Origin of the sequence: Anaerocolumna sp. (assembly GCF_032079385.1) — a bacterium.
GTDB lineage: Bacteria > Bacillota > Clostridia > Lachnospirales > Lachnospiraceae > Anaerocolumna.
Genome location: NZ_DAMAUC010000007.1, coordinates 32204 through 52474, shown reverse-complemented (window position 1 = coordinate 52474; position 20271 = coordinate 32204). Strand labels below are relative to the sequence as shown.

Below are 20271 nucleotides of genomic sequence, written 5' to 3'. Positions count from 1 at the left end.
TCTCCTTTCACGAGGCATACACCTTACCAGGTGTGTTATGATAGAGTAATGATCAAATTTATCAAACCACTACTGCTGATTAAAACATGTATCTTTTATAAATTTTTCCAAATGGTTCAGCATGCTTTTATGAGTTTATTTTACCACCATTTAATATCTTGGTCAACAATATTTTGTTCAACTTTTAACATTTGTTCATTCTATTTCATTTTATTTCTAAATTATTTTGTTTAATTTGTAGAAATAAAAACATTTTTCAAAAAATCTTTGCATATTTATCCACATAATGTTATAATGGTAACAAATTTAGCTGAAATAATATAATAAAATACATTTATGACCCAATGTTATTATAAAAGGAGAATTTAAATGGGCAAAAAGACTGACCGAATTAACCAGTTAATCGAGATAATAAGAACAAAAAATGGAGCATCCATAAAAGAACTTGCTAGTCTCCTTGATGTATCTGAGATGACCATTAGAAGAGACTTAGCTGTATTAGAGAAAAATAATATCGTTAATAATGTATATGGTGCTGCTATTTATAATCCGGTGAATAAGCAAACACAACTTGACTCAAATTACGAACTAACCAGTGCTCAAACTACACAGGACTCGGAAAAAAGAAAAATCGGTGCTTTTGCTGCCTCTTTAATAGAACCAAAGGACATCGTGGTTATTGATACCGGATCTACCACAGAAATGCTGGCTCTAAGCATTGATGATAATTTAGAAGCAACTATCTTATGTTATAATTCAAATATATTTAATTCTATAAAAATGAAAGAAAACTTATCACTTCTTTTTTCTGGGGGAAGGTATCATCAAAAGACTCAGATGGTAGAAAGTGCAGAAGGAATTTCCCTTATAACCAGTATGCGATTTACAAAAGCCTTTGTATCCGCGGCGGGAATCCACCGTAATCTTGGAGTTACCTGTGCTTATCCTTATGAAGTGCCAACTAAAAAGGCAATCCTGCAATCTTCCGTACAAAAGATATTACTTTTAGACTCCAGTAAATTTGATCAGGTAAAACCTGCTTACTTTGCTGATTTAAAAGATTTTGATACAATAATTACAGATGATTCTTTACCAGAGGAGTGGAAAGAGGAAATAGAAAAAATGAATATCAAATTATACACTGTTTCGTAAAAAAACAAGGGCTGACTTAACTGTTAGTCCTTTTCTATTTTAATCCTTATATTCCCCCTGCTTTCTAACACGAATTCTCTCGCCCCTCTTGTAAATTACTTCGTATATTGCCAGTACCTTGCTTTTTAAAAATAATCACGAATATTGTATATTTTTATTCACACATATCGCATTAAGTCATATTATGTAATATCAAAATAAAAAGGAATGATAAGTCTATGGGCAGATATGAATCAAATTGGTGCCGTGATAATTCTTGTAATGACAAATGGCGAAGAGACGGTCTTTTAGGCGATAGGTTCGACAAATTTGACAGGTTTGACAGGTTCGACAGGTTCGATAGGTTTGACAGATTTGATAAAGAAAGATTTGGCTTTCGCGGTGAGAGATACGATGATTGGCATGGTAAACGCGGTGGTGAATACCGTAGAGACAGGGGCAAAAGAGGATGTTGCTGGTAAAGCAACAAAATATTCTGCATCACTTAATTATTTGGTGATGCAGAATATTTTTTCTTATATTTATATTACGCATTTTAATTGGCTTTTTATTAAAGGTCAATATCATAAAGCATTTGCTTGTAATCCAATGATGTGTAGCCTTTTCTCAAATATAGTTTTTCCGCTGCCTTATTTGATTCACATATTTCTAGTCTAAACCTTTTTGCTTTTGAAGCATATTCTTCTTTAATAAAATTTAAAAAGGTACTTCCAAGCCCTGAACCTCTGAACTGTTCTAGTATATACAGTTCTTCAATCCACACCGCCATACCACCTGCTTCATTGGAATAGGTTAAGCTAATTTGCCCATAACCTGCGATTTCTCCCTGCTCCTCAAAAATATATACTTTGGCATAGGGCGATCCTGATATAACTTCATCAAATGTATTAAGAATATTTTCTTTTGGTATGGCATGTAAAACCGCTTCTGAATGATAGAATGCATCTACCATTGATATAAATTGTTCTTTATCCTGTTCTTTTAGTTCTCTAATCACTTTTCTCACCTCTGTTACTAAATAGTTACTATTTAAAATAATTAGGATTGCTTTCATTTTAAAAAGTGAGTAGCTATGATTACGATTATATTCGCATCGTTTATCATAACTGCTCATCTAATAAGGATAACATATTTCGTTATACAAAGCAAATTTTTAAAAGTTAGATAGTAAGGTTGTCTCCAAACGGATTTTTATATACTTGCATATTTCATTTAATAAATAAAGGAAGGGCCATTGCAAAATGAATCTTTCATACTGGATAAGAATTGTATAATCAGTCTAATTCTCTGTATCCGATATCTATATTCCACTTTGCAGCAGCCCCCTTTATTATACGGTACGCTTTGTTACTGGTCCTTTTAGGATATTAATTTATGTTATTTTCCTTTTTCTCAATTGATGCTAAGAAATGCTGGTAAATATTTATTTCCTTGGAGCTTTCAATTAAAACTGCACCCACACATTTTTCATAGAATTTTACCGGACCCACACCTCCAATAATCGCGTAGGCATATCCTTCCTCTTTCATCGCATTTAAGGAGCGAAGCAGCAGTGCTTTTCCAATACCTTTGCCCTTGAATTCATCTGCTACTCTGGTTGGTCCAAAAAAATCCGGCGCCGTTGCATTATAACATGCATAGCCTAATATCTGGCTGCCTTTTGCAGCAATAAAGCAAGATACCGGACGATTTGAAAAACATACATCGCATTCTCCTGCTGCACTGGCACTGGAATGCGTCTTCACCCAGTCAGTAATACGAATTTTGTCAGGTGGTAAAGCACGGAATATTTCATTTCCTTCCCCTTTCAGACGTTCTACTTCTGCGTGATAATCATCGATTGCTAATAGATTGACTAACATATCTGCCATTGTTCATACCTCTTGTTCTTTATAATGTTATGTACTGACTGACGTAACTGTTATAATATTATCTTGCAGCTTTGTAATTCAAGACTTTGGAAAATAAACTGCAACATATTATTTTCTTTATCTTCTCTGCCTACATCTGAATTGGCAATCTGCCCTTTAATTCATATGGATGTTTTAACAACTCGGTCAATACATCCAGGCTATTTATAGTATATTCGTAAACAGCGATTCCATATACGTTTTTCGGAAGCTTCCTCAAATCATAAGGATTTCGCAATGCGAATACAATGACGTTCTGATTCCTTTTTGCAGCTTCATTAACTAAATCAAGCTGTCCTTTGTTCAGATGTCCATTATAAGTTCCGATTACAATAGAACTGGCCGTTTCCCCTTGTTCCAATACTTTCTCAATTTCTTTTTCTTCCGGATTCGGTGAAGTTAGAATACCCCGTCCATTAAATTGTTTTGCCATGTATGCCGCGAAATGAAAAGTGTCATCATCTACATTAGAAATATTAGTAGCTCGGAATGGTATACTGCCTAAGAACAGGGAATCTGAATCAACTTTCGGCAAAGTATTCGTAGGCATCTGAATTGGTGTAATGCTATCTTTCCGTAACTGCCTTGCAAAAGCTTTTCCTTTCTCCACATCAAACTCCGTCTCAGTATCGTTTAAGTTAATATACTTTTCTTTGAAGCTAAGTATTTTTTCAACTGAGGCATTCATCTCTTCCATGGAGAATTCACCTGCCTCAAGTGCTGCAGTTAATACTGTCGCTGCTTCTTTAGGATAGTTTCTGGTATGAGATAAGAAAATCAAATCCACCCCAGCTTTCACTGCGCTCTTAACTCCTTCTATTGTACCATAATACTTTTGAATTGCACTCATTTCCATACAATCACTTACTACTAATCCCTGAAATCCCATCTTATTTTTTAACAATCCAGTAATAATATTGCGAGACATAGTTGCCGGTATATGTTCAGGTTCTAATTCTGGAAATATAATATGTGAAGTTGTTATGGCAGGAATTCCTGCATCGATGACGGCCTGAAAGGATACTAGTTCGCATTCCTGCAATTGAGCAAGGTTTTTATTTACCTGTGGCAGTCCAAGATGTGAATCCACATTGGTATCTCCATGACCTGGGAAATGCTTCGCCGAGGCAAGGACTCCCCCTTCCAAAAGACCTTTCACCATTGCAACGCTGTATTCTGCAACTTTATGTGGATCATCACCATAGCTTCGTACACCTATGACCGGATTATCCATATTAGAATTAATATCTACATCAGGAGCTAAATTGAAGTTTACTCCAAGTGCCTTTAATTGCTCTCCGGTGATTTTACCTGCCTGATATGCATTCATAACATTATTGGTAGCTGCAATTGCCATAGCACCGGGAATATTAACACAGTCTTCTTCCAGTCTGGTTACCATTCCCCCTTCTTGATCAATAGTGATAAATGCGGGATATCCTGTACTTTCCAAAGCTAAACGTTGCAGCTTATTGCATAAATTCCTTAATTGGGGTGCACTTACAATATTGTGTTTAAACAATATAAAGTTCCCAATTTTATGTTGAAAAATTAATTCTTCCAACTCAGTATCAGTATCCGTTCCCGGAAAACCAACTACAATACGCTGACCTATTTTTTCTTTTGCTGATAAATTCATATTAACCTCATTTCTGGCGCTTGGCGCCGTTTTAACAATTTAAGTGTCTGATAATACACCGATAATTGCTGTCTGCTCCTGAAATGGAGATAATAAGACCGATCGTTGTATTTGGGTAGCTGCCATATTACTGCATATGAGTATTTCTTTCAAAACCATATATGATTGACAGCGTCTTATTTTTATAGTTAAATAGTTACATAATATTCATCATCACATGGAATTATATTTCAATAAAGTCCTCTATTAATATTCTGGTAAAGAAGACAGCTTTCGTTGTTCCAAACTTAGTTCATTGCTATGACAAAGCAAATTATGCAAAGGAAGGCAGGTATCATATCAAATGACAAATATTGAGATCAAAACACGCAGTATTATGGATTCCCTTAACAATTCAGAGAAAAAAGTTGCAACCTATTTCTTAAATAATATAGAAAACATATTCTCCATTCCCATTGCCCGTTTGGCAGATGAATCGGGGGTTAGCCAGGTAACCTGGATTCGTTTTTGCAAAGCAATTGGATATGATGGTTTAAAAGACTTAAAGAAAAGCCTTTTTATTGAGTTGAATAATTCAGCTGCAGATATAACAGATACTCTGGAATTCTCTGATATCAGGAAAGACAGCACACTGGAACAAATGTGTAACACAATCAAAAATGCCGCAATACAAGCAGTTGATGATACCATTAAACTAATTGATCCTGAAACCTTCACTAAGGCTGTAGATATCATAGCGAAAGCAAATAATATACGAATATTTGGTGTTGGTGCATCTGCACAGGTTGCAGATGACCTGTATAAAAAGTTGATGCGCATTAACAAAAATGCAACATTTGGATATGATATGCATACCCAATTAACTTACGGTGCCAATGCAGGACCAAAAGATGTTGCAATCATTTTTTCCTATTCCGGAACCACAAAGGAAATGCTTGAAATATTATCCTTAACACAGAAAGCAAATTGTCCCACTATAGCCATTACGAAATATACAAAAAGTCCGTTAGTGGCAAATGCAGATTATTCTATCTACTTATCTGCACCGGAAATTGATCACCGAAGCGGTGCTATGAGCAGCCGTATTGCCCAGTTAACAATAGTGGATCTGCTCTTTACAAGCTTAGCAAACAAGAACTACTCAAGAGTAGAAAAATATCTTGAGAGGAGCTCTGAAGTTTGCCGCAGCCATAGACTTTAACTTTGGTAAAAAGCTATTTTAATTCTTTCTCCTGCTAATAACTCTCGCGATATGACCATTTGCATCCATTAACGCCTTTTCTGCTTCTTCCGCATTCATATTACATTTTATCATGACAATTGCGGTTTTGGCAGAATACCCGCATAGAGATAACGTTTCTCTTGCTTTGGCATCACTGACTCTGGTAGTACTTCGGACAATGGAAACGGTTCTCTCCACTAGTTTCTCATTGGTTGCTTTTACATCAACCATTAAATTACCATATACCTTACCTAATTTTATCATAACGGAGGTACTTAACATATTTAATACCATCTTCTGGGCAGTTCCGCTCTTTAAACGTGTGGAGCCGGTAATTACTTCCGGTCCCGGTTGGGGTGTTATGGCTACATCTACAATAGAATTCAGTTCAGAGTTCGGGCTGCAAGTTACACTAATTGTCTTAGCACCAATACTCTTTGCATAATTCACCGCCCCTATTACATAGGGTGTCCTTCCGCTTGCTGCAATTCCAACTAATACATCCCGATTATTAAAGTTGATGTCTTGCAGATCCTTTACGCCTAGCTCCTGATTATCTTCCGCACCCTCCACTGCTTTAATAATAGCCGTGATTCCTCCGGCTATAATTGCCTGAACTAATTCCGGATCCGTTCCAAAAGTTGGAGGACATTCCACAGCATCCAATATGCCTAATCGTCCAGAGGTTCCACAACCACAGTAGATAAGGCGTCCTCCCTGAACTATCTTTTCATAGATGATTTCTACTGCTTCTGCAATATGTTCTAATTCCTTCTCTACTGCAAAGGCGACTTTTTTGTCCTCATCATTGATTAGCAGCAAGACTTCTAATGTGGAAAGACTATCAATATTTTTTGTTCTTTCATTCTTCTGCTCAGTTTCAATTGCATTTAATTCTAGCATTTGTTTTACCTCTCTGTCCTTATCAGCCTTTTACAGATCCTACTGTAAGCCCTTTCACAAAATATTTCTGTAAAAATGGATATAGAATAATAATTGGTAATGTTGAAGTAATGATTACTGCAGATTTTATTGAAATTCCTATGGTTGCTTTATCTGCAGAACCAGCTGCATCTCCAACCATGGTGGTTCCATTTACTATATTTCTTAAGAATAACATTACCGGGAACTGACTTGTGTTTAGGTAGATTAATCCATTAAACCAGTCATTCCAGAAAAATACAGCGGTATACAGCCCGACCGTCGCAAGAGCTGCTTTTGATAATGGTACTACGATTTTTCTTAACACACCAAAATAGCTTAACCCGTCAATTAATGCCGCTTCTTCAATCTCCAACGGAATGGATTTAAAGAAATTAATTAATATAATTAAATTAAACTGATTGATTGCAAATGGGAGTAACATTGCCCATCTTGTTCCCGTTAAGTGTAAATTCGATACTATCAGGTAATTCGGAATCAAGCCACCTGAAAAAAACATTGAAAACACAACCATTTTCATTACAATTTTATGGCCTTTTAAAAATCCTTTAGAAAGCGGATACGCAAATAAAGTTGTCATGGATAAGGAGATTACTGTACCAATTGTTGTATAGAATATGGTATTTCCATAAGCTTTAAAAAAGTTAGGGTATGTAAATATTTGCTTATATGCTTCAAAATTAAGGCCTACCGGTAATAAGGAAACTTGATTGTTCACAATTGCTTTCGGAGAGGAAAGAGATAACGCAATCATATAAATAAATGGAACTAAGCACATTAATAAAACAAAAATCATAATCAAATAAATTATGGCATCAAAGATTACGTTGCCTTTTGTACGATATTTTTTCACAGGGCACCTCCTAATAGATTCCATCGCCGGTTAATTTTTTACTGATTGCATTGGATGAAGACACAAGCACTACGCCGATAATTCCAGTAAATAAACCGATTGCTGTTGCATAGGAATAGTTCTGATTATAAAGACCTATTCGATAAACTAAAGTATCTATAATATCGCTAACCTGTGAATTTGACGGAGTATACATTAACAGAACCTTTTCAAAGCCAAGACTTAGCATACGTCCAACATTTAATATAAGCATAACCATAATGGTTGGTAAGATGGAGGGTATTGTTACATGAGTGATTTGTTGAAAACGATTCGCTCCATCAATTTGAGCTGCTTCAAATAAATCAGAATTTATGCCGGTTATAGCAGCTAAATAAATAATAGCTGTCCAACCAGTAAATTGCCAAGTATCCGTAAGCACATAAAGCCATCTAAAATACTCCGGCTCATTCATAAAATAAATTGGTTTCATACCAAATACATTCTGCAGAAATATATTTAACAATCCGGAACTTGGTGATAACAATTCACTTAATATGGCGATTACTACTACAGTTGATATGAATCTTGGCATATACGAAACGGTCTGTATCACTTTCTTAAAACGTACATTACGTACTTCGTTTAGCAATATAGCAAAAATAATTGGTATTGGAAAATTAATAATTAAATTCATGAGGGATATAGTAAAGGTATTCCTAAATGCTCTCCAGAATGCTGGGTCCTTTAGAAATGTCTCAAAATACTTAAATCCAACCCATTTTGCCCCAAATGGCCCCATTCCTGGTCTATAGCGACGGAATGCAAGCACATTTCCAAACATAGGAAGATACTTAAATATAATAAAATATAAAATTGGCAAAACCATCATTGCATAGAGCTGCCAATAACGTCTTATATGTTTTTGCAAAGGGCTTCTTCTCTTTATTACGTTTACGTCTACATTCTGTTTTTCGCGTAAATCCATAGTTAACCTCCTGTTTCTATAAGAGGCTACCCTTAGTTTGTATTATAAGGGTAGCCTCCATCATTAAAGATTATTTCTTTAGATTATCATTATAAATCTTGCAGAATTCGTCAATCTTTAGTGTCTTCATTTCATTTACATAAGCATCCCAGTCTTTTTCAACACTCTTCTTGCCTGTAGTAAATGCATCTGCCCAAACGTTAAAAGTATCAAATAATGGTGTCTGTAACACAACCGCGTCTTCTGCCTGCATATCGTCAAACGCTGGTACAGGTGGAAGTGAGCGAATTACATTATCCATTGCATTAACTTCCTGGTTAATACGTGCATAGTTTTCATCGTATTTTGTCATTTCCCGTTCATTTACCCAAACCACTTGTGTAACATCAGAACCACATCCATATTTTGTTTGAAGTGTTTTGTAAATACCTTCTGGAGAGTTAACTATTTCGTCTGCATATTTAACTTTTCCATTTTCCATAGTATAAGTAACACCTTCAACACCTAAGCACCATAATTTAGCACCTTCTTCTGAGAAGAATACATTATCGATGGTACGTACTACACGTTCAAAATCATCTCTTTTTGCTGTTGAAGCTGGGAACATAATACCAGAACCAGTACGGCTCTTTTCTTGATGATGAGCACCAGCTGGACCTGCTAATGCAGGATACATTTGTAACTTAAATCCTTCAATTTCTGAAGTAGCAGTAACACCACCAATTTGATCATAATAAGCGTAGGTAGCCATAGATTTGCCAGTAGCCATCTTCTGAGACCACATATCGCCGTCGATTGGATCTGCCATCTCAGGATCTAATAAACCTTCTGCATATAATTTTGCAAGGTAACTAATGTATTCCTTGTATCCTTCACTAATTGCTCCTGGGAAGTATTCTTTCTTATCATAATCCCAGCTTAATGTATTTGTACCTGATGAACCGTTCTTACCTAAACTAACGCCGAAAGAAGGCATTGTCATTCTGTATAATACACGTGGACCAGCCAAAATGGTAAGTGGATAAGAATCCGGATTCTTTGCTTTATAAGCTTTTAATATATTGTATAAATCATCAAATGTTTTTGGTGCTTGTAATCCTTCTGCTTCTAAGAAATCTTCTCTTAAAATAAGGCCACCATCATAAAAAGGTTTATCAAAAAGTCCTGGCATATAATAACGTTTACCATCTGCTAGATTTTTCGAATCAACTTCTTCCTGTAATCCAAATTCTTCTACACGAGCATTAAAATTTGGAGTGAACTCTGAATAATCACTGATAGGAACTAATGCACCGTTCAAAGCAAGAGAAGCATTTTCACCTACTGTACTCTGGTAAAGAATAACATCCGGAGCGTTGCTGCCAGTATTCAGTGTTAAGGAAACTTTTGTCTGGTAGTCAGCAATTGGAATAACCTCAAATTGGAAGTCAACGTTAAACATCTTTTCTGCTTCTTTTACCGTTAACCAATCCTCTTTAAATGGTAACGTAGCATTATCTGAGTAGTAAATTTTGATTTTAACCGGTTCTTCTGTCTCCGGCTGTTTTGTTTCTGCCCCCGCTGTTTCTTTTCCTGTTGTTTCTGTCCCTGTTGTTTCTTTTTTAGAAGAATCATTTGTAACAGGGGTTTTCTTTTGGCCGCATGCTGTCAATAACCCTACTACCATAGCAAGCGTCAAAAATAATGATACCAACTTTTTCATTTTAAAATCCTCCTCATAAATTTTGCTATGTATTCACGCATATTCAACAAAGATACATATGTATGTAAGTTTCATAATATAGAACATATCATGTAACTTTGTTTCATAATTGTATCTTAACATTATAATAAAGTTTCGTCAATATAATAATGCAAAATTGTTAAAATAAATAATTAATATCACTAATTTATGTATATGTTGCACAATAAGAAAATAGCCCTGTATCTGTATAGGTCGGGTTTTAAACCGCTCCTTAATACCAGATGCAGAGCTTAATAAGCCAGATAGCAGCTTTTTTATTATAAAATTCTTTAATTATATGTATTTAATGAAGGTTCCTACTCCTTCTGAAACAGTTTTGGTTCTTAAATTGGTTTTAGGAATCCTATCTTTGAACCATTCGTAATATTCTTCAATAAAAGGTGATATTCTTTTGGTAGTTGTCCGATAACATTTACCCTTTCATCTGCCGGAAGATTTTCTGCTCTTAATTGTAGTAAATATTTATTTGTATAAGCAGTATATATTATAGCATTTATAAAGCGAAGGTCAATCATTTCAAAAAACATTCAACAATTGCATCATAAAATAAAATGGATACCCAGGATTAGACATTTGATTTAAAGTACCCGTGATATATAAGTCTTTTTCAGGGCAATAAAACGCAAAAGAGCTGCTTGCTCCTGAATGCCCGATAATTGTACACTTAGGAAAAAATATAGCAACAGGTTTTACAAGCTTACTGCGCATAAGACCACCCCCATATTCCAACGAAGTCATTCCGGGACTTGTAATCTTTCTAAAATTACAAATATGATTCAAATTGTCTTTTGAAAACAATTTCCCTTGGAAAAAGGCTTTCAAGAATATCATTTGTTCTTTTGAATTTGATACAATACCTCCACTGGCGGGAAAAGAAGCCAAATATAGTGGAGCAATAACCGTATTACTTTGCACATATACTGGCTGCATCTTATTTAAGAACTCTTCTGTATTTTTTTCTTTTGTCATCAAAAATGTTTCTGTCAGTTCAAGTGGCTCAAAAATATAATCTTCATATGCCTGCTCTAAAGGTATGCCTGAAACTTTTTCAATAATAAGACCTAGCAAATCAAAATTAATATCCGAATAATATGATTTTCTTGATTCTAGCGGGATAAAATGAGTATTTAATTCTTTTGCGATATTTATGGCTTCTTCTACAGAACTGTTGACATCTCCTCTGGTCATTAGGTGCTGTATCAAGCTTTCTCCATTTTTATTCTTTTCCTCAAAGTAATCAGGCAAGCCAGATGTTTGAAATAATAAGTTCTCAATGGTTAGTTGTTTTGAATAATCGACACCTTTGTAAATATGTAGATCGGTTAAGGTTTCCTCCGATAAGTAAAGCCCAAGATTATCTTGCAGTGATAGTTTTCCTTCATCATAAAGCCTCAAGATAACTGCGGCTGTATACAATTTAGTTATACTGGCGGCAATATAGTCTTTGTTTTCATCAAAACTTCCCGCACAAGCCTGCCATTGAAATGAGCCGTCTCCCGATTCTATTCTTACAGTCCCGCTAAAAATATTTTTACCATCAACTCTTTTTTCTAAAATTTCTTGCAATTGATTTTCTGTTTCTAAATTAGTTTTCAATACAAACTTTTTGTTTTCCTGATAGTGATTGATAATTAAAATTACAATGGATAAAACAATAATTGACAAAATAATAATTATTACAACTTTTAAAAATTTTATCATACGACTTTACTCCATTCTATTCTTTTTATTTTCTTAATCTCCATAGAATCAATATTTCAATACTTCTATATTACTACATTTATCTTATACTTACAATATTTTCTTGTTACTGTTATTACACTACACCATCTTCTTCTATTTGCTTCCGTAACCACCATTTTGGTACTTCAAATTGTTTAACAATACAATTTTCTTCGCTGTCATATGTGTCATATATATCAATCTGTAACCATGTATTTGTAACTTGAATTTTGTACCTTACATTCTAGTAATGATTTTCTTTTTCTTCTGTTTGTAGTAGGTAATGATTCATTCATTACTATCTGCGTTGAGTGTCCTTTCATTAGTGGTAGCCACCTTCATACGTAAAAAACGGGTAGTTATGATTGGCACTTTAAAAGCCGAAAACAATCAAGAACTACCCACTTTTGTATATAATAACTATTCAATTAAAAAAGCGAGTAGTATTGATTGACACTTTAAAAGCTACGGACAATCAAAAACTACCCACTATTATAAATAATAACATTTAACTAATTCTTAAAAAGCTAGTAAAATCAACGCTTTATCAGATAGAAATCATTTACAAGTCTCTCTCATTCAACAATTTTTTACTGTTATTAAGCATATTTGTTTTACACTCTTACATATATCAATCTTTCTTTTCAGGTTTTAACAATAGATATATTCCTAAAATAGCAGATATAATAGCTAATACAATAGTCACAATGTCATTAATATATCCAGTTTTAGTAGAAACCCCCAAATTACTCATTGCAACATTTAAAAGATAGTAACCAATTCGATCTGTTGCATAAAGTATGCTCGCTATAAGAAGGAATATTGAACCAACTATTTTTTTCATTTTAACCCCCTAATAATTACTATTGTAATTATTATCTTCTTTCCACACATAAGCACCATCCGGACAATAGAATGATTTTCCTGCTAAAGTCATCCTTACTTGTGTTGGACTAGTAGAAGATACCGATTTTCTTTCCTCAATTATAGTAGTCGATATGGGTCCTCGTGTTGTATAGTATTTCTGTGCCTCGCCGTTTACATATTTTAACTTCGGTTTAAACTCCAACCAAACCCTCTTTTTGGGAGCTACATTAATAGTAAATTGTTCAGAAAAACTGCTTGTATTTTGCCAACCAGAACCAACTGATGCCGTAAATGCGTCATTAAACTTACCACTTAAGCTGGTATTGATTGTCCACGATACACTTGTTGATGCGTTTAATGTTTTAGATTGTTGAACGCTCGTTCCATTACCCGCATATGTTGATACCCTTTTGCTGGTTCCCCATTTTGTTCCACTTGAGCTTTGTACAAATCTGTACTTATAAGTAAACATTCCTCGCATCAGCCCATTGTCCTCTTCCACCTCAACAGGCTCTGGTACAAATGATTCCTCCGGTACTTCGATGTCTGTTTGGTTTTCTAATTCATCATAAATTATTTGCGCCTCGATCCCGGTATAAAATTGAAACACACCATTTTCATCTGGTATTGCAACTTGAACTACGATTGCATCTTCGTTACCAGAAGCTGCTGATACTGGCATAACCCCTGTTACTAGTAAGCCTGACATAAATGCCAGAGCAGTTACTTTCTTTAACTTATTTCTCATTTTTTTACTCTCCCTTCCAAATATGTTAGTTTTCACTAACTTATTTTACCATATCATATATTTTACAGAACTTCAATAACCTCTAATGAGTGTTTTTCTCAGTAAAGATTATTTTTCAGAGTCTTTCATTTATCAAGTTAATTCTTAAAAAACTGTGTTGGATGGTTTTCTTTATTTCTCTTTTTACTTCGCCCCGATTTTTTTCACTGCATCATCTTTTCCTTAAAAAGATTCGAAAAAGGACTGTACACGGCTGATTTGAATCAATCCGTGTACAGTCCTTTCCAAATTGTTTAATTTACTATTTGATTGTAAGTTTATTCTTTATAGATTTCTTGTTTCCGTTCTTTAGTGTAATTGTTGTAGTAATTGTTACTTTTCCCTTCTTCTTGCCAGTTATATTACCTGATTTATCAACTGATGCAACTTGGGAATTACTGCTTGTAAATGTAATTTTAGCTTCTTCTTTTGTTTTATCTTCTGCTTTTTTACTAAAAGTACTTACTTTCTTAATTGTATCAGGTAACGAAAGTGTAATTTTTTTCTTCTTACCAACTGCAATGTTACTGGTATTTAATTTAACGGCTATCTGATTTACTAATGTTAAACCTGTATTCTTATCTGGTTTAGCAGGTGTAAGAACATAATCTGTTCCAACTGCTGCATTAATAGTTACAGTGCCATCTGATCCAACTACATACTCATTATTAGGAAGATAACTAAGCTTTTTTGTTTTGGTATTGCTTGTAAACAAATAAACCTTTTTGCCTGATTTAAATTTACCATCTAACGGAACTTTTACTGTAGCTGCGGCTGGTAATTTACCTTTTTCAGCAAAGGAGATTAACATTGTATTCTTTTCAGAATTAGCAGTATCTTTTTTGATAATATTTTTTATATTCTTCTTATCCGTTCCTGCTTTATCTAAAGGTTTTATTTCCAATCCTAAATTGATATCCTTAAGCTTCGCAGTACTTGCAGCTAATGCGCTTCCAGTGAATGTCCATTCTGTATATGTTGTTTTAGCAGCGTTCTTAATAGCTATTACGATATCTTTTTTGTTTGTTTTAGCAGCACTAATTACGTCTTTTGAGAGCACTATTTTACTAATAATGTGTTTTGTTTCTTCACTTGGAAGTGTTACTATTACTTTGACTTTCTTGATATTTTTATCCTTAAGTCTGGTTACAGCCTCTTTCTTTGGAATTTCAATGGTTGCTTTAATATCAATGTCTGTTTTGTCACCAAGTGCATTAGATATAGCTGTTGATGCTTCCTTTAATTCCTTTGAATTTAAATTAACTTCCACTTCCGCTGTCTTTTTATTTGTCTTTACAGTTTCTTTCTCTGAACTTATTGTAAGGTCAGCATTACATTTTCCTTTATCTAATGTAGCAATTCCTTTTACCGATACCTTAGAATTATTTCCATAGTTTGATATACTAATTTCTACTTCTCCTGCTACGGATTCATTCTTAATAATTGTTGTTTTAATGACTTCTCCAGTTTCTTTAATTACAGTTTCTCTGCTGTATTCTGTAGTTACTGAGCCATCTGCTTTCTTATCGGTTGTAATTGTAGTTACTGTCCTTTGCTCTGCAGTTTCCTCTTTGATAACATCTGATTGATTTGTACCGCCTTCGTCAGGTGTTGTTGGTGTACCAGGATTTGTCGGCGTATCAGGATTTGTTGGCGTACCAGGATTTGTTGGATTTCCTTCTGGGAAGTTTGGAACATTTCCTTCATATACTATCATTTTCACTGGCATGCTCATCTTGCCTTCAACCGCTTTATATCTTACATAGTATACACCAGCTGCCAATCCAATAATTTCAGTTGATGTACATTCTTGATAATTAGTCAATACCTTATTGCTGTATTCCATAGCTGTTGTAACACCAACTATCTTACCATTTTTTTGTCCTACAGAAGCATTTCTTACACTCAATGATGTTGGCTTAATAATTTCTGAATTTTCTGATTTTGTAATTCTGAATTCTGCTGCTGATGCATAATCTCCAGTACTTTTCACCGCATATATTCTTACATTCGTAACATTACTTACCTCATTAAATCCAGCAATCTGCCATGCATCTGTTGCGGCCCATGTACCAGTAGCTACTTCAGTAAACGTTTTTCCGTTATCCTTACTTACGCAGATTTTGTATTCTGATATGGAACCATTTCCCCCGCCCTGTCTTCTCATATGGCGAACACCATTAATTGTTTTGGCTTCCTTCAAATCAAACTGGAACCAGAAGTCTTCTCTGTCACCACCATCCCAATTCGTATGCCAGATTGTATCCGGGTCATCATCCACTGCATATTCAGCATCCCCTTCACCTGAAATACCCGGTTGGAAGGAACCTGCTTGAACTGTAAATTGGTCAACTGTAATATCTTCACCAATATCAAACCCTGCATTATCAAGTAAAACAAGTTCAGCTAATACTAATTGTTCAAATGCCTTTTCTATAATGGTCTGATTTGTAATCTTTGCTGTAACAACTGCCTGAGCATACTCAATACTTGACTGTAATTCCTGCCATCCTAATTTCTTATAGTCTTTCTTCTCATACTTTCGAAGATCAGAAATAAGTTCCCTCAAAGCATTGCTGTCAATTTTAATCGCTTTAAGTCCTTTGATTGCTGATGCTAATTCTGTTGCAGCAGTATTAATTACGGTTTGGCTTGCATCAATATTATTGTAGACAGTTTTTGCTTCATCAAATTTTATTTTGAATACTTTATAGCTTTCTGGGCTAAAGTAACGTTCTAATTTTGTTTCTGCCAGGTTCAAAGCAGATAGTAAAGCAGTTCTGTCAGTACTAATTTTCTTGATAACCAAATTATCAAGCATGAAATCACTATAACCTCTAAAGTTTAAATCTCCATCAGATAAACCAGTTTGATCTGGTTTGGCTTCATTCATTGTAGAGTAAATACCAATCCAACCCTGACCAGATTTATCACCAATTATTTTTGTTGTAAATCTTCTCTCTTCCGGCAATTTTAAAACAGTTGACTCAAGTTCTGTTTGAGACTTAATCACACCATCTTTCTTTAAATAATCGCCATTTCCTACAACAAATGCATAAGTTCCATCACTTCCTGCTTCATAATCAAATGTGATTTCATAAATACATCCTGGTTCAAATCTGAAGTTTTGTGGAATTGTCTGGTAAACCAGGCTGTCTCCTTCTACAAGACCATTTGTCTTTACTGACCAGTTACCTTCAATTACATCATTTATTCTCTTGTTATTCCAGCCTCTTTGTGTATATGGTTCATGTTTTTCAGCAAGATGTGTTCTATTATCCTCAACGCCTTCAATATTACCAATTACAAATGGATAGATTCCTTGTGCAACATTTTCAAAATTTTGCACAAATGTATCATTGTCTGGATAGTTAACGGAATCATTTTCACAGATTCTAATATCGTCAAAGTATACGGCACCTGCACCTGCTTCTTTATCTAATGCCAATCTCACATTTGATACATCCGAACCTGTTTCAAAGAATACATACAGGTTCTGGAAATAACTTGTATCGTCAACAGTTGCTGTTGATTTATTCGTATTGTGTGCATAGGCTTTAATAAAATTAAGTGCTATTGATTCTGCTGCATAATTACTTACCGCCTCTTTCCCTCCAGTTACAGTCAGCGAAGCTTTACACTCACTTCTATTATCTACACCAACATATGCTGCATATTTTGTATTTGGTTTTAAGTCTGTTAATAACTGACTTACAGATACCTTTTGAACATTATCTTCAATCTTCAACATCGGGTTGTTGCCTTGGCTCTTATAAATAGCTGCATCTTCCGGTTTTGTAGCTCCCTCTATCGTCCATGCACTTAAGGAACCACTGTTAAATCCGGAATCAACGATTTTCATTCCATCGCTCCAAGTCATATTTTGATTTGGTTTTTCATTTTTCAAAATTACATATGGAGTTTTTGCTTCTGCTGTTAAAGTAATTTGTCCGTTTTCAACATTAACAGTTTTTAAATCCTGCTTTCCTAAATCGTCTAAACGATACACTTTAACGCTTCCGGTCCATCCAGCAGGTACAGTCCATGTTGTTGTACCGCCTTGTGTGTTCCAGTGGTATAATTTTTCATCTTCTGAATTTACTACATTACCATCTTTATCCCATATCCAAGGAATCAAATACTTTGTATCACCTTCCATACCTTCGTATATTTTAATTCCATCATAGTTCATTGTTCTTGTTCTGTAGCCAGTTTTATTACCTGTAAAATCATTAGATTGTCTTTTGATGGTTAGGGTATGTGCCTGATCCTCTGTTTTAAGCTCTGCTTTCATACCTGGTATCCATGTGTAAGTTTCATTATTATCCGTCATAGTAACTGGATTTCCATCTTCCCATTTCATTACACTAAAGTGCTGCACAAGTTTTGTTGCTACATTTACTTCGAACAAGGTATTGATGTAATCTCCATAATTACTTCTTCCCTGCCATCCTTCGAAGTCTTTCATACTGTAACCACCAAGAAGTGGTGCATCAGCTTCACCGCCATATGATGGATAATTACCAACCCATGCATCCTTTTGATGATTTCTAATAAATCTGGTAATTCTACTGTTAATTCCCTTATAGGTATAGCCACCATAGGTAAGGTCTGCTGCCCAGTGCTGGAATGTGGAATCATATTCATTGGCGAAACCCCATTCACCGGCAACTCTCCAGCCATGTCCTAGAATTTCTTTTGCCAGCTGACGGCTTGCCCATGAGCCATTGTCCCCTGACTGACCATTTCCCCATACGTCTACATAAATAAATTCAAGATTGTTATTTTGACCACCTAATTCATCATATAAGTCTTTCCAACGGTCTACTCTTCCGTGTTGCAAATCATATGCTGCATCGATGTTAATACCCTGATCAATCCAGTTCCAACCATATTTATATGTTCCATCTTCATTTTTTCTCAAAATATCTTCTGAAAAATATTTTGACTCTGGATATGTTTCACTTGCATTAACATGGATACCAAAGGTTGTAGCGTATTCTTTTCCTTTTTCCAGAAGTGTTTTCATATCCTCAACGCCACCAATTCTTGTTCCGATATCGGCATAGTTTAAATGGCCAGAATCATGACCTTCACTTCCATAACCTTTTAATAAGACAGACTGACCAAGACCATCTGTATTCAGAGCTATCTTCTTCACATTATCCAGTGTCATAAGGAATGGATTCTGTGCCTGACTACCAAAATTCATCGCAATTCTATATGCTACAAGGTCTGGTACTTTTTCTGATCCAAATGGATTATTCATAATAGTACGGTATCCGATTGCTCCATCCTGCCAATCGACTAATCCGTCAACATTTTCATCCCCACAGATAACTACTTTACATGATGGTAGTTCATCAAGTACAATTTCATTTCTTCCATTTATATCAGGACCTCCTGTGTACTCAATAGTTCCATCTTCTTTTCTATCATCTGCTGATTTCTGATATGTCCAGAATGTACTGGAGAGACCTATTGTCTTATATGTATGATCTTCCGCTGTTGCAGTTACTCTCTGCCAGTCCGTGCTTGCACCTAAATTATTTTCAGAGTTGCTCCAAAGACCTGCACTTAATTCATTATTTGATACAAATGCATACATATAACCTTGTCTTGCCTCTGCTGTAACATTCAGTTTGTCGTCTACAATAACTTCTCTGTCACCTGATTTATGTGTATTTACTGACATTCTCGCACCCTGTAGATTTGCACCTTCTTGAGTACTTCTAACAGATACAAGACTGTGATTTTTTATTTCAATTGTCTTAACTATACTATTATCATCAATCTTTGTTATGTTAAATTCAAGTGTATTGCCCTTAACAACAAGTTCACAGGTAATAACAGCATCTATGCCCTTTTCAGAATCCAGAGCGGTAAGTACATATTCCATCTTATCGGAAGTTTTTGTACTTGCAACAGCAGGTCTCACATCCACTCCGTTAATTGTGATTGTGTCAAGCTGTTCTGTCTGTCCATAGAATACTTTCCCGCTATCTGTACCAGATTTCATATCGTACTGAATAACTCTTGGGAAGGCTGTATCAACTGTAACATCCATTGCTTCTGATGAAATTGTATCTAATACGATTGCCGGACCAGAAACTGCAACCACATTCGCATCCGCTGCAGCACCTGCATTGTTTTCCAATGTATCTAAAACTGCATCATCATTTTGACTTTCATTAAGCTTTTTACCATTGTCTTCATTGTCTGAGTCTATTAACTCTTTTTGTTCAATCTGTTCATTTTCCTCTGTCACAGGATCCTCATGTCCTGAATCCATAGAATCTCCTAATGAAGCTTCATTATCTTCCAATGCAGCAGTCTCTGCTTTGGCTACAATCATTCCATTCATCGAAGATGTAGCAATTAATGAACTGATTAACATCATACAAAAAATTCTTTTTACTCCTCTTTTTCTCATTGGCTTCCTCCTTGTACAGTAATCAAGTTAAAT

14 protein-coding genes are annotated in these 20271 nt (G+C 35.0%); 2 read left to right on the top strand and 12 right to left on the bottom strand.

The window, feature by feature from the left end:
• Positions 1–369: 369 nt before the first annotated feature.
• Complete coding sequence (locus RT261_RS07560) at positions 370–1152, top strand: DeoR/GlpR family DNA-binding transcription regulator (protein WP_313131333.1); 783 nt, start codon at positions 370–372, stop codon at positions 1150–1152.
• Positions 1153–1702: 550 nt separating this feature from the next.
• On the opposite strand, the gene RT261_RS07555 is transcribed toward RT261_RS07560, so the two are convergent.
• From RT261_RS07555 to RT261_RS07545, 3 genes are all read right to left on the bottom strand, one after another.
• Positions 1703–2266 (bottom strand): GNAT family N-acetyltransferase, encoded by a 564-nt coding sequence (locus RT261_RS07555; protein WP_313131330.1) that lies wholly within the window; start codon positions 2264–2266, stop codon positions 1703–1705.
• 253 nt (positions 2267–2519) lie between these two features.
• Positions 2520–3023: a GNAT family N-acetyltransferase gene (locus RT261_RS07550; protein WP_313131328.1), complete on the bottom strand. Its 504-nt coding sequence runs from the start codon at positions 3021–3023 to the stop codon at positions 2520–2522.
• A gap of 130 nt (positions 3024–3153) precedes the next feature.
• Complete coding sequence (locus RT261_RS07545; RefSeq protein WP_313131326.1) at positions 3154–4701, bottom strand: glycoside hydrolase family 3 protein; 1548 nt, start codon at positions 4699–4701, stop codon at positions 3154–3156.
• A 343-nt stretch (positions 4702–5044) separates the two neighbouring features.
• Here RT261_RS07545 and RT261_RS07540 point away from each other — a divergent pair, with 343 nt between their 5' ends.
• Positions 5045–5902, top strand: a complete 858-nt coding sequence (locus RT261_RS07540) for a MurR/RpiR family transcriptional regulator (RefSeq protein ID WP_313131324.1) — start codon at positions 5045–5047, stop codon at positions 5900–5902.
• Positions 5903–5920: 18 nt separating this feature from the next.
• On the opposite strand, the gene murQ is transcribed toward RT261_RS07540, so the two are convergent.
• The 9 genes from murQ to RT261_RS07500 all read right to left on the bottom strand — a co-directional run bounded on the left by murQ (position 5921) and on the right by RT261_RS07500 (position 20238).
• The gene (murQ, locus tag RT261_RS07535) at positions 5921–6826 is read right to left on the bottom strand and encodes an N-acetylmuramic acid 6-phosphate etherase (RefSeq protein ID WP_313131322.1); all 906 of its coding nucleotides are present in this window, start codon (positions 6824–6826) and stop codon (positions 5921–5923) included.
• A gap of 22 nt (positions 6827–6848) precedes the next feature.
• Positions 6849–7718, bottom strand: a complete 870-nt coding sequence (locus tag RT261_RS07530; protein WP_313131320.1) for a carbohydrate ABC transporter permease — start codon at positions 7716–7718, stop codon at positions 6849–6851.
• Positions 7719–7728: 10 nt separating this feature from the next.
• Entirely contained in the window at positions 7729–8685 is a 957-nt protein-coding gene (locus tag RT261_RS07525; protein ID WP_313131318.1) for an ABC transporter permease, read from the bottom strand.
• 70 nt (positions 8686–8755) lie between these two features.
• On the bottom strand, positions 8756–10387 hold the full coding sequence (locus RT261_RS07520; RefSeq protein WP_313131316.1) for an extracellular solute-binding protein: 1632 nt from the start codon (positions 10385–10387) through the stop codon (positions 8756–8758).
• A 365-nt stretch (positions 10388–10752) separates the two neighbouring features.
• Entirely contained in the window at positions 10753–10944 is a 192-nt protein-coding gene (locus RT261_RS21135) for a phospho-sugar glycosidase domain-containing protein (protein WP_442871768.1), read from the bottom strand.
• 1 nt (position 10945) lies between these two features.
• A complete protein-coding gene (locus RT261_RS07515; protein ID WP_313131312.1) occupies positions 10946–12130 on the bottom strand; it encodes a serine hydrolase domain-containing protein in 1185 nt (394 codons plus the stop codon).
• A 652-nt stretch (positions 12131–12782) separates the two neighbouring features.
• Positions 12783–12995 carry a hypothetical protein gene (locus tag RT261_RS07510; protein WP_313131309.1) on the bottom strand — a complete coding sequence of 71 codons (213 nt, stop codon included), beginning with the start codon at positions 12993–12995 and terminating at the stop codon, positions 12783–12785.
• A 9-nt stretch (positions 12996–13004) separates the two neighbouring features.
• Complete coding sequence (locus tag RT261_RS07505) at positions 13005–13766, bottom strand: hypothetical protein (RefSeq protein ID WP_313131307.1); 762 nt, start codon at positions 13764–13766, stop codon at positions 13005–13007.
• A gap of 301 nt (positions 13767–14067) precedes the next feature.
• Positions 14068–20238, bottom strand: a complete 6171-nt coding sequence (locus tag RT261_RS07500; RefSeq protein ID WP_313131304.1) for an endo-alpha-N-acetylgalactosaminidase family protein — start codon at positions 20236–20238, stop codon at positions 14068–14070.
• Between the last annotated feature and the right edge of the window lie 33 nt (positions 20239–20271).

Excerpts from the sequence above, each read along its gene's own strand:
- RT261_RS07560 (WP_313131333.1), top strand. The coding sequence starts at position 370 with ATGGGCAAAAAGACTGACCGAATTAACCAGTTAATCGAGATAATAAGA.
- RT261_RS07555 (WP_313131330.1), bottom strand. The coding sequence starts at position 2,266 with ATGAGCAGTTATGATAAACGATGCGAATATAATCGTAATCATAGCTAC.
- RT261_RS07550 (WP_313131328.1), bottom strand. The coding sequence starts at position 3,023 with ATGGCAGATATGTTAGTCAATCTATTAGCAATCGATGATTATCACGCA.
- RT261_RS07545 (WP_313131326.1), bottom strand. The coding sequence starts at position 4,701 with ATGAATTTATCAGCAAAAGAAAAAATAGGTCAGCGTATTGTAGTTGGT.
- RT261_RS07540 (WP_313131324.1), top strand. The coding sequence starts at position 5,045 with ATGACAAATATTGAGATCAAAACACGCAGTATTATGGATTCCCTTAAC.
- murQ (WP_313131322.1), bottom strand. The coding sequence starts at position 6,826 with ATGCTAGAATTAAATGCAATTGAAACTGAGCAGAAGAATGAAAGAACA.
- RT261_RS07525 (WP_313131318.1), bottom strand. The coding sequence starts at position 8,685 with ATGGATTTACGCGAAAAACAGAATGTAGACGTAAACGTAATAAAGAGA.
- RT261_RS07520 (WP_313131316.1), bottom strand. The coding sequence starts at position 10,387 with ATGAAAAAGTTGGTATCATTATTTTTGACGCTTGCTATGGTAGTAGGG.
- RT261_RS21135 (WP_442871768.1), bottom strand. The coding sequence starts at position 10,944 with ATGATTGACCTTCGCTTTATAAATGCTATAATATATACTGCTTATACA.
- RT261_RS07515 (WP_313131312.1), bottom strand. The coding sequence starts at position 12,130 with ATGATAAAATTTTTAAAAGTTGTAATAATTATTATTTTGTCAATTATT.
- RT261_RS07510 (WP_313131309.1), bottom strand. The coding sequence starts at position 12,995 with ATGAAAAAAATAGTTGGTTCAATATTCCTTCTTATAGCGAGCATACTT.
- RT261_RS07505 (WP_313131307.1), bottom strand. The coding sequence starts at position 13,766 with ATGAGAAATAAGTTAAAGAAAGTAACTGCTCTGGCATTTATGTCAGGC.
- RT261_RS07500 (WP_313131304.1), bottom strand. The coding sequence starts at position 20,238 with ATGAGAAAAAGAGGAGTAAAAAGAATTTTTTGTATGATGTTAATCAGT.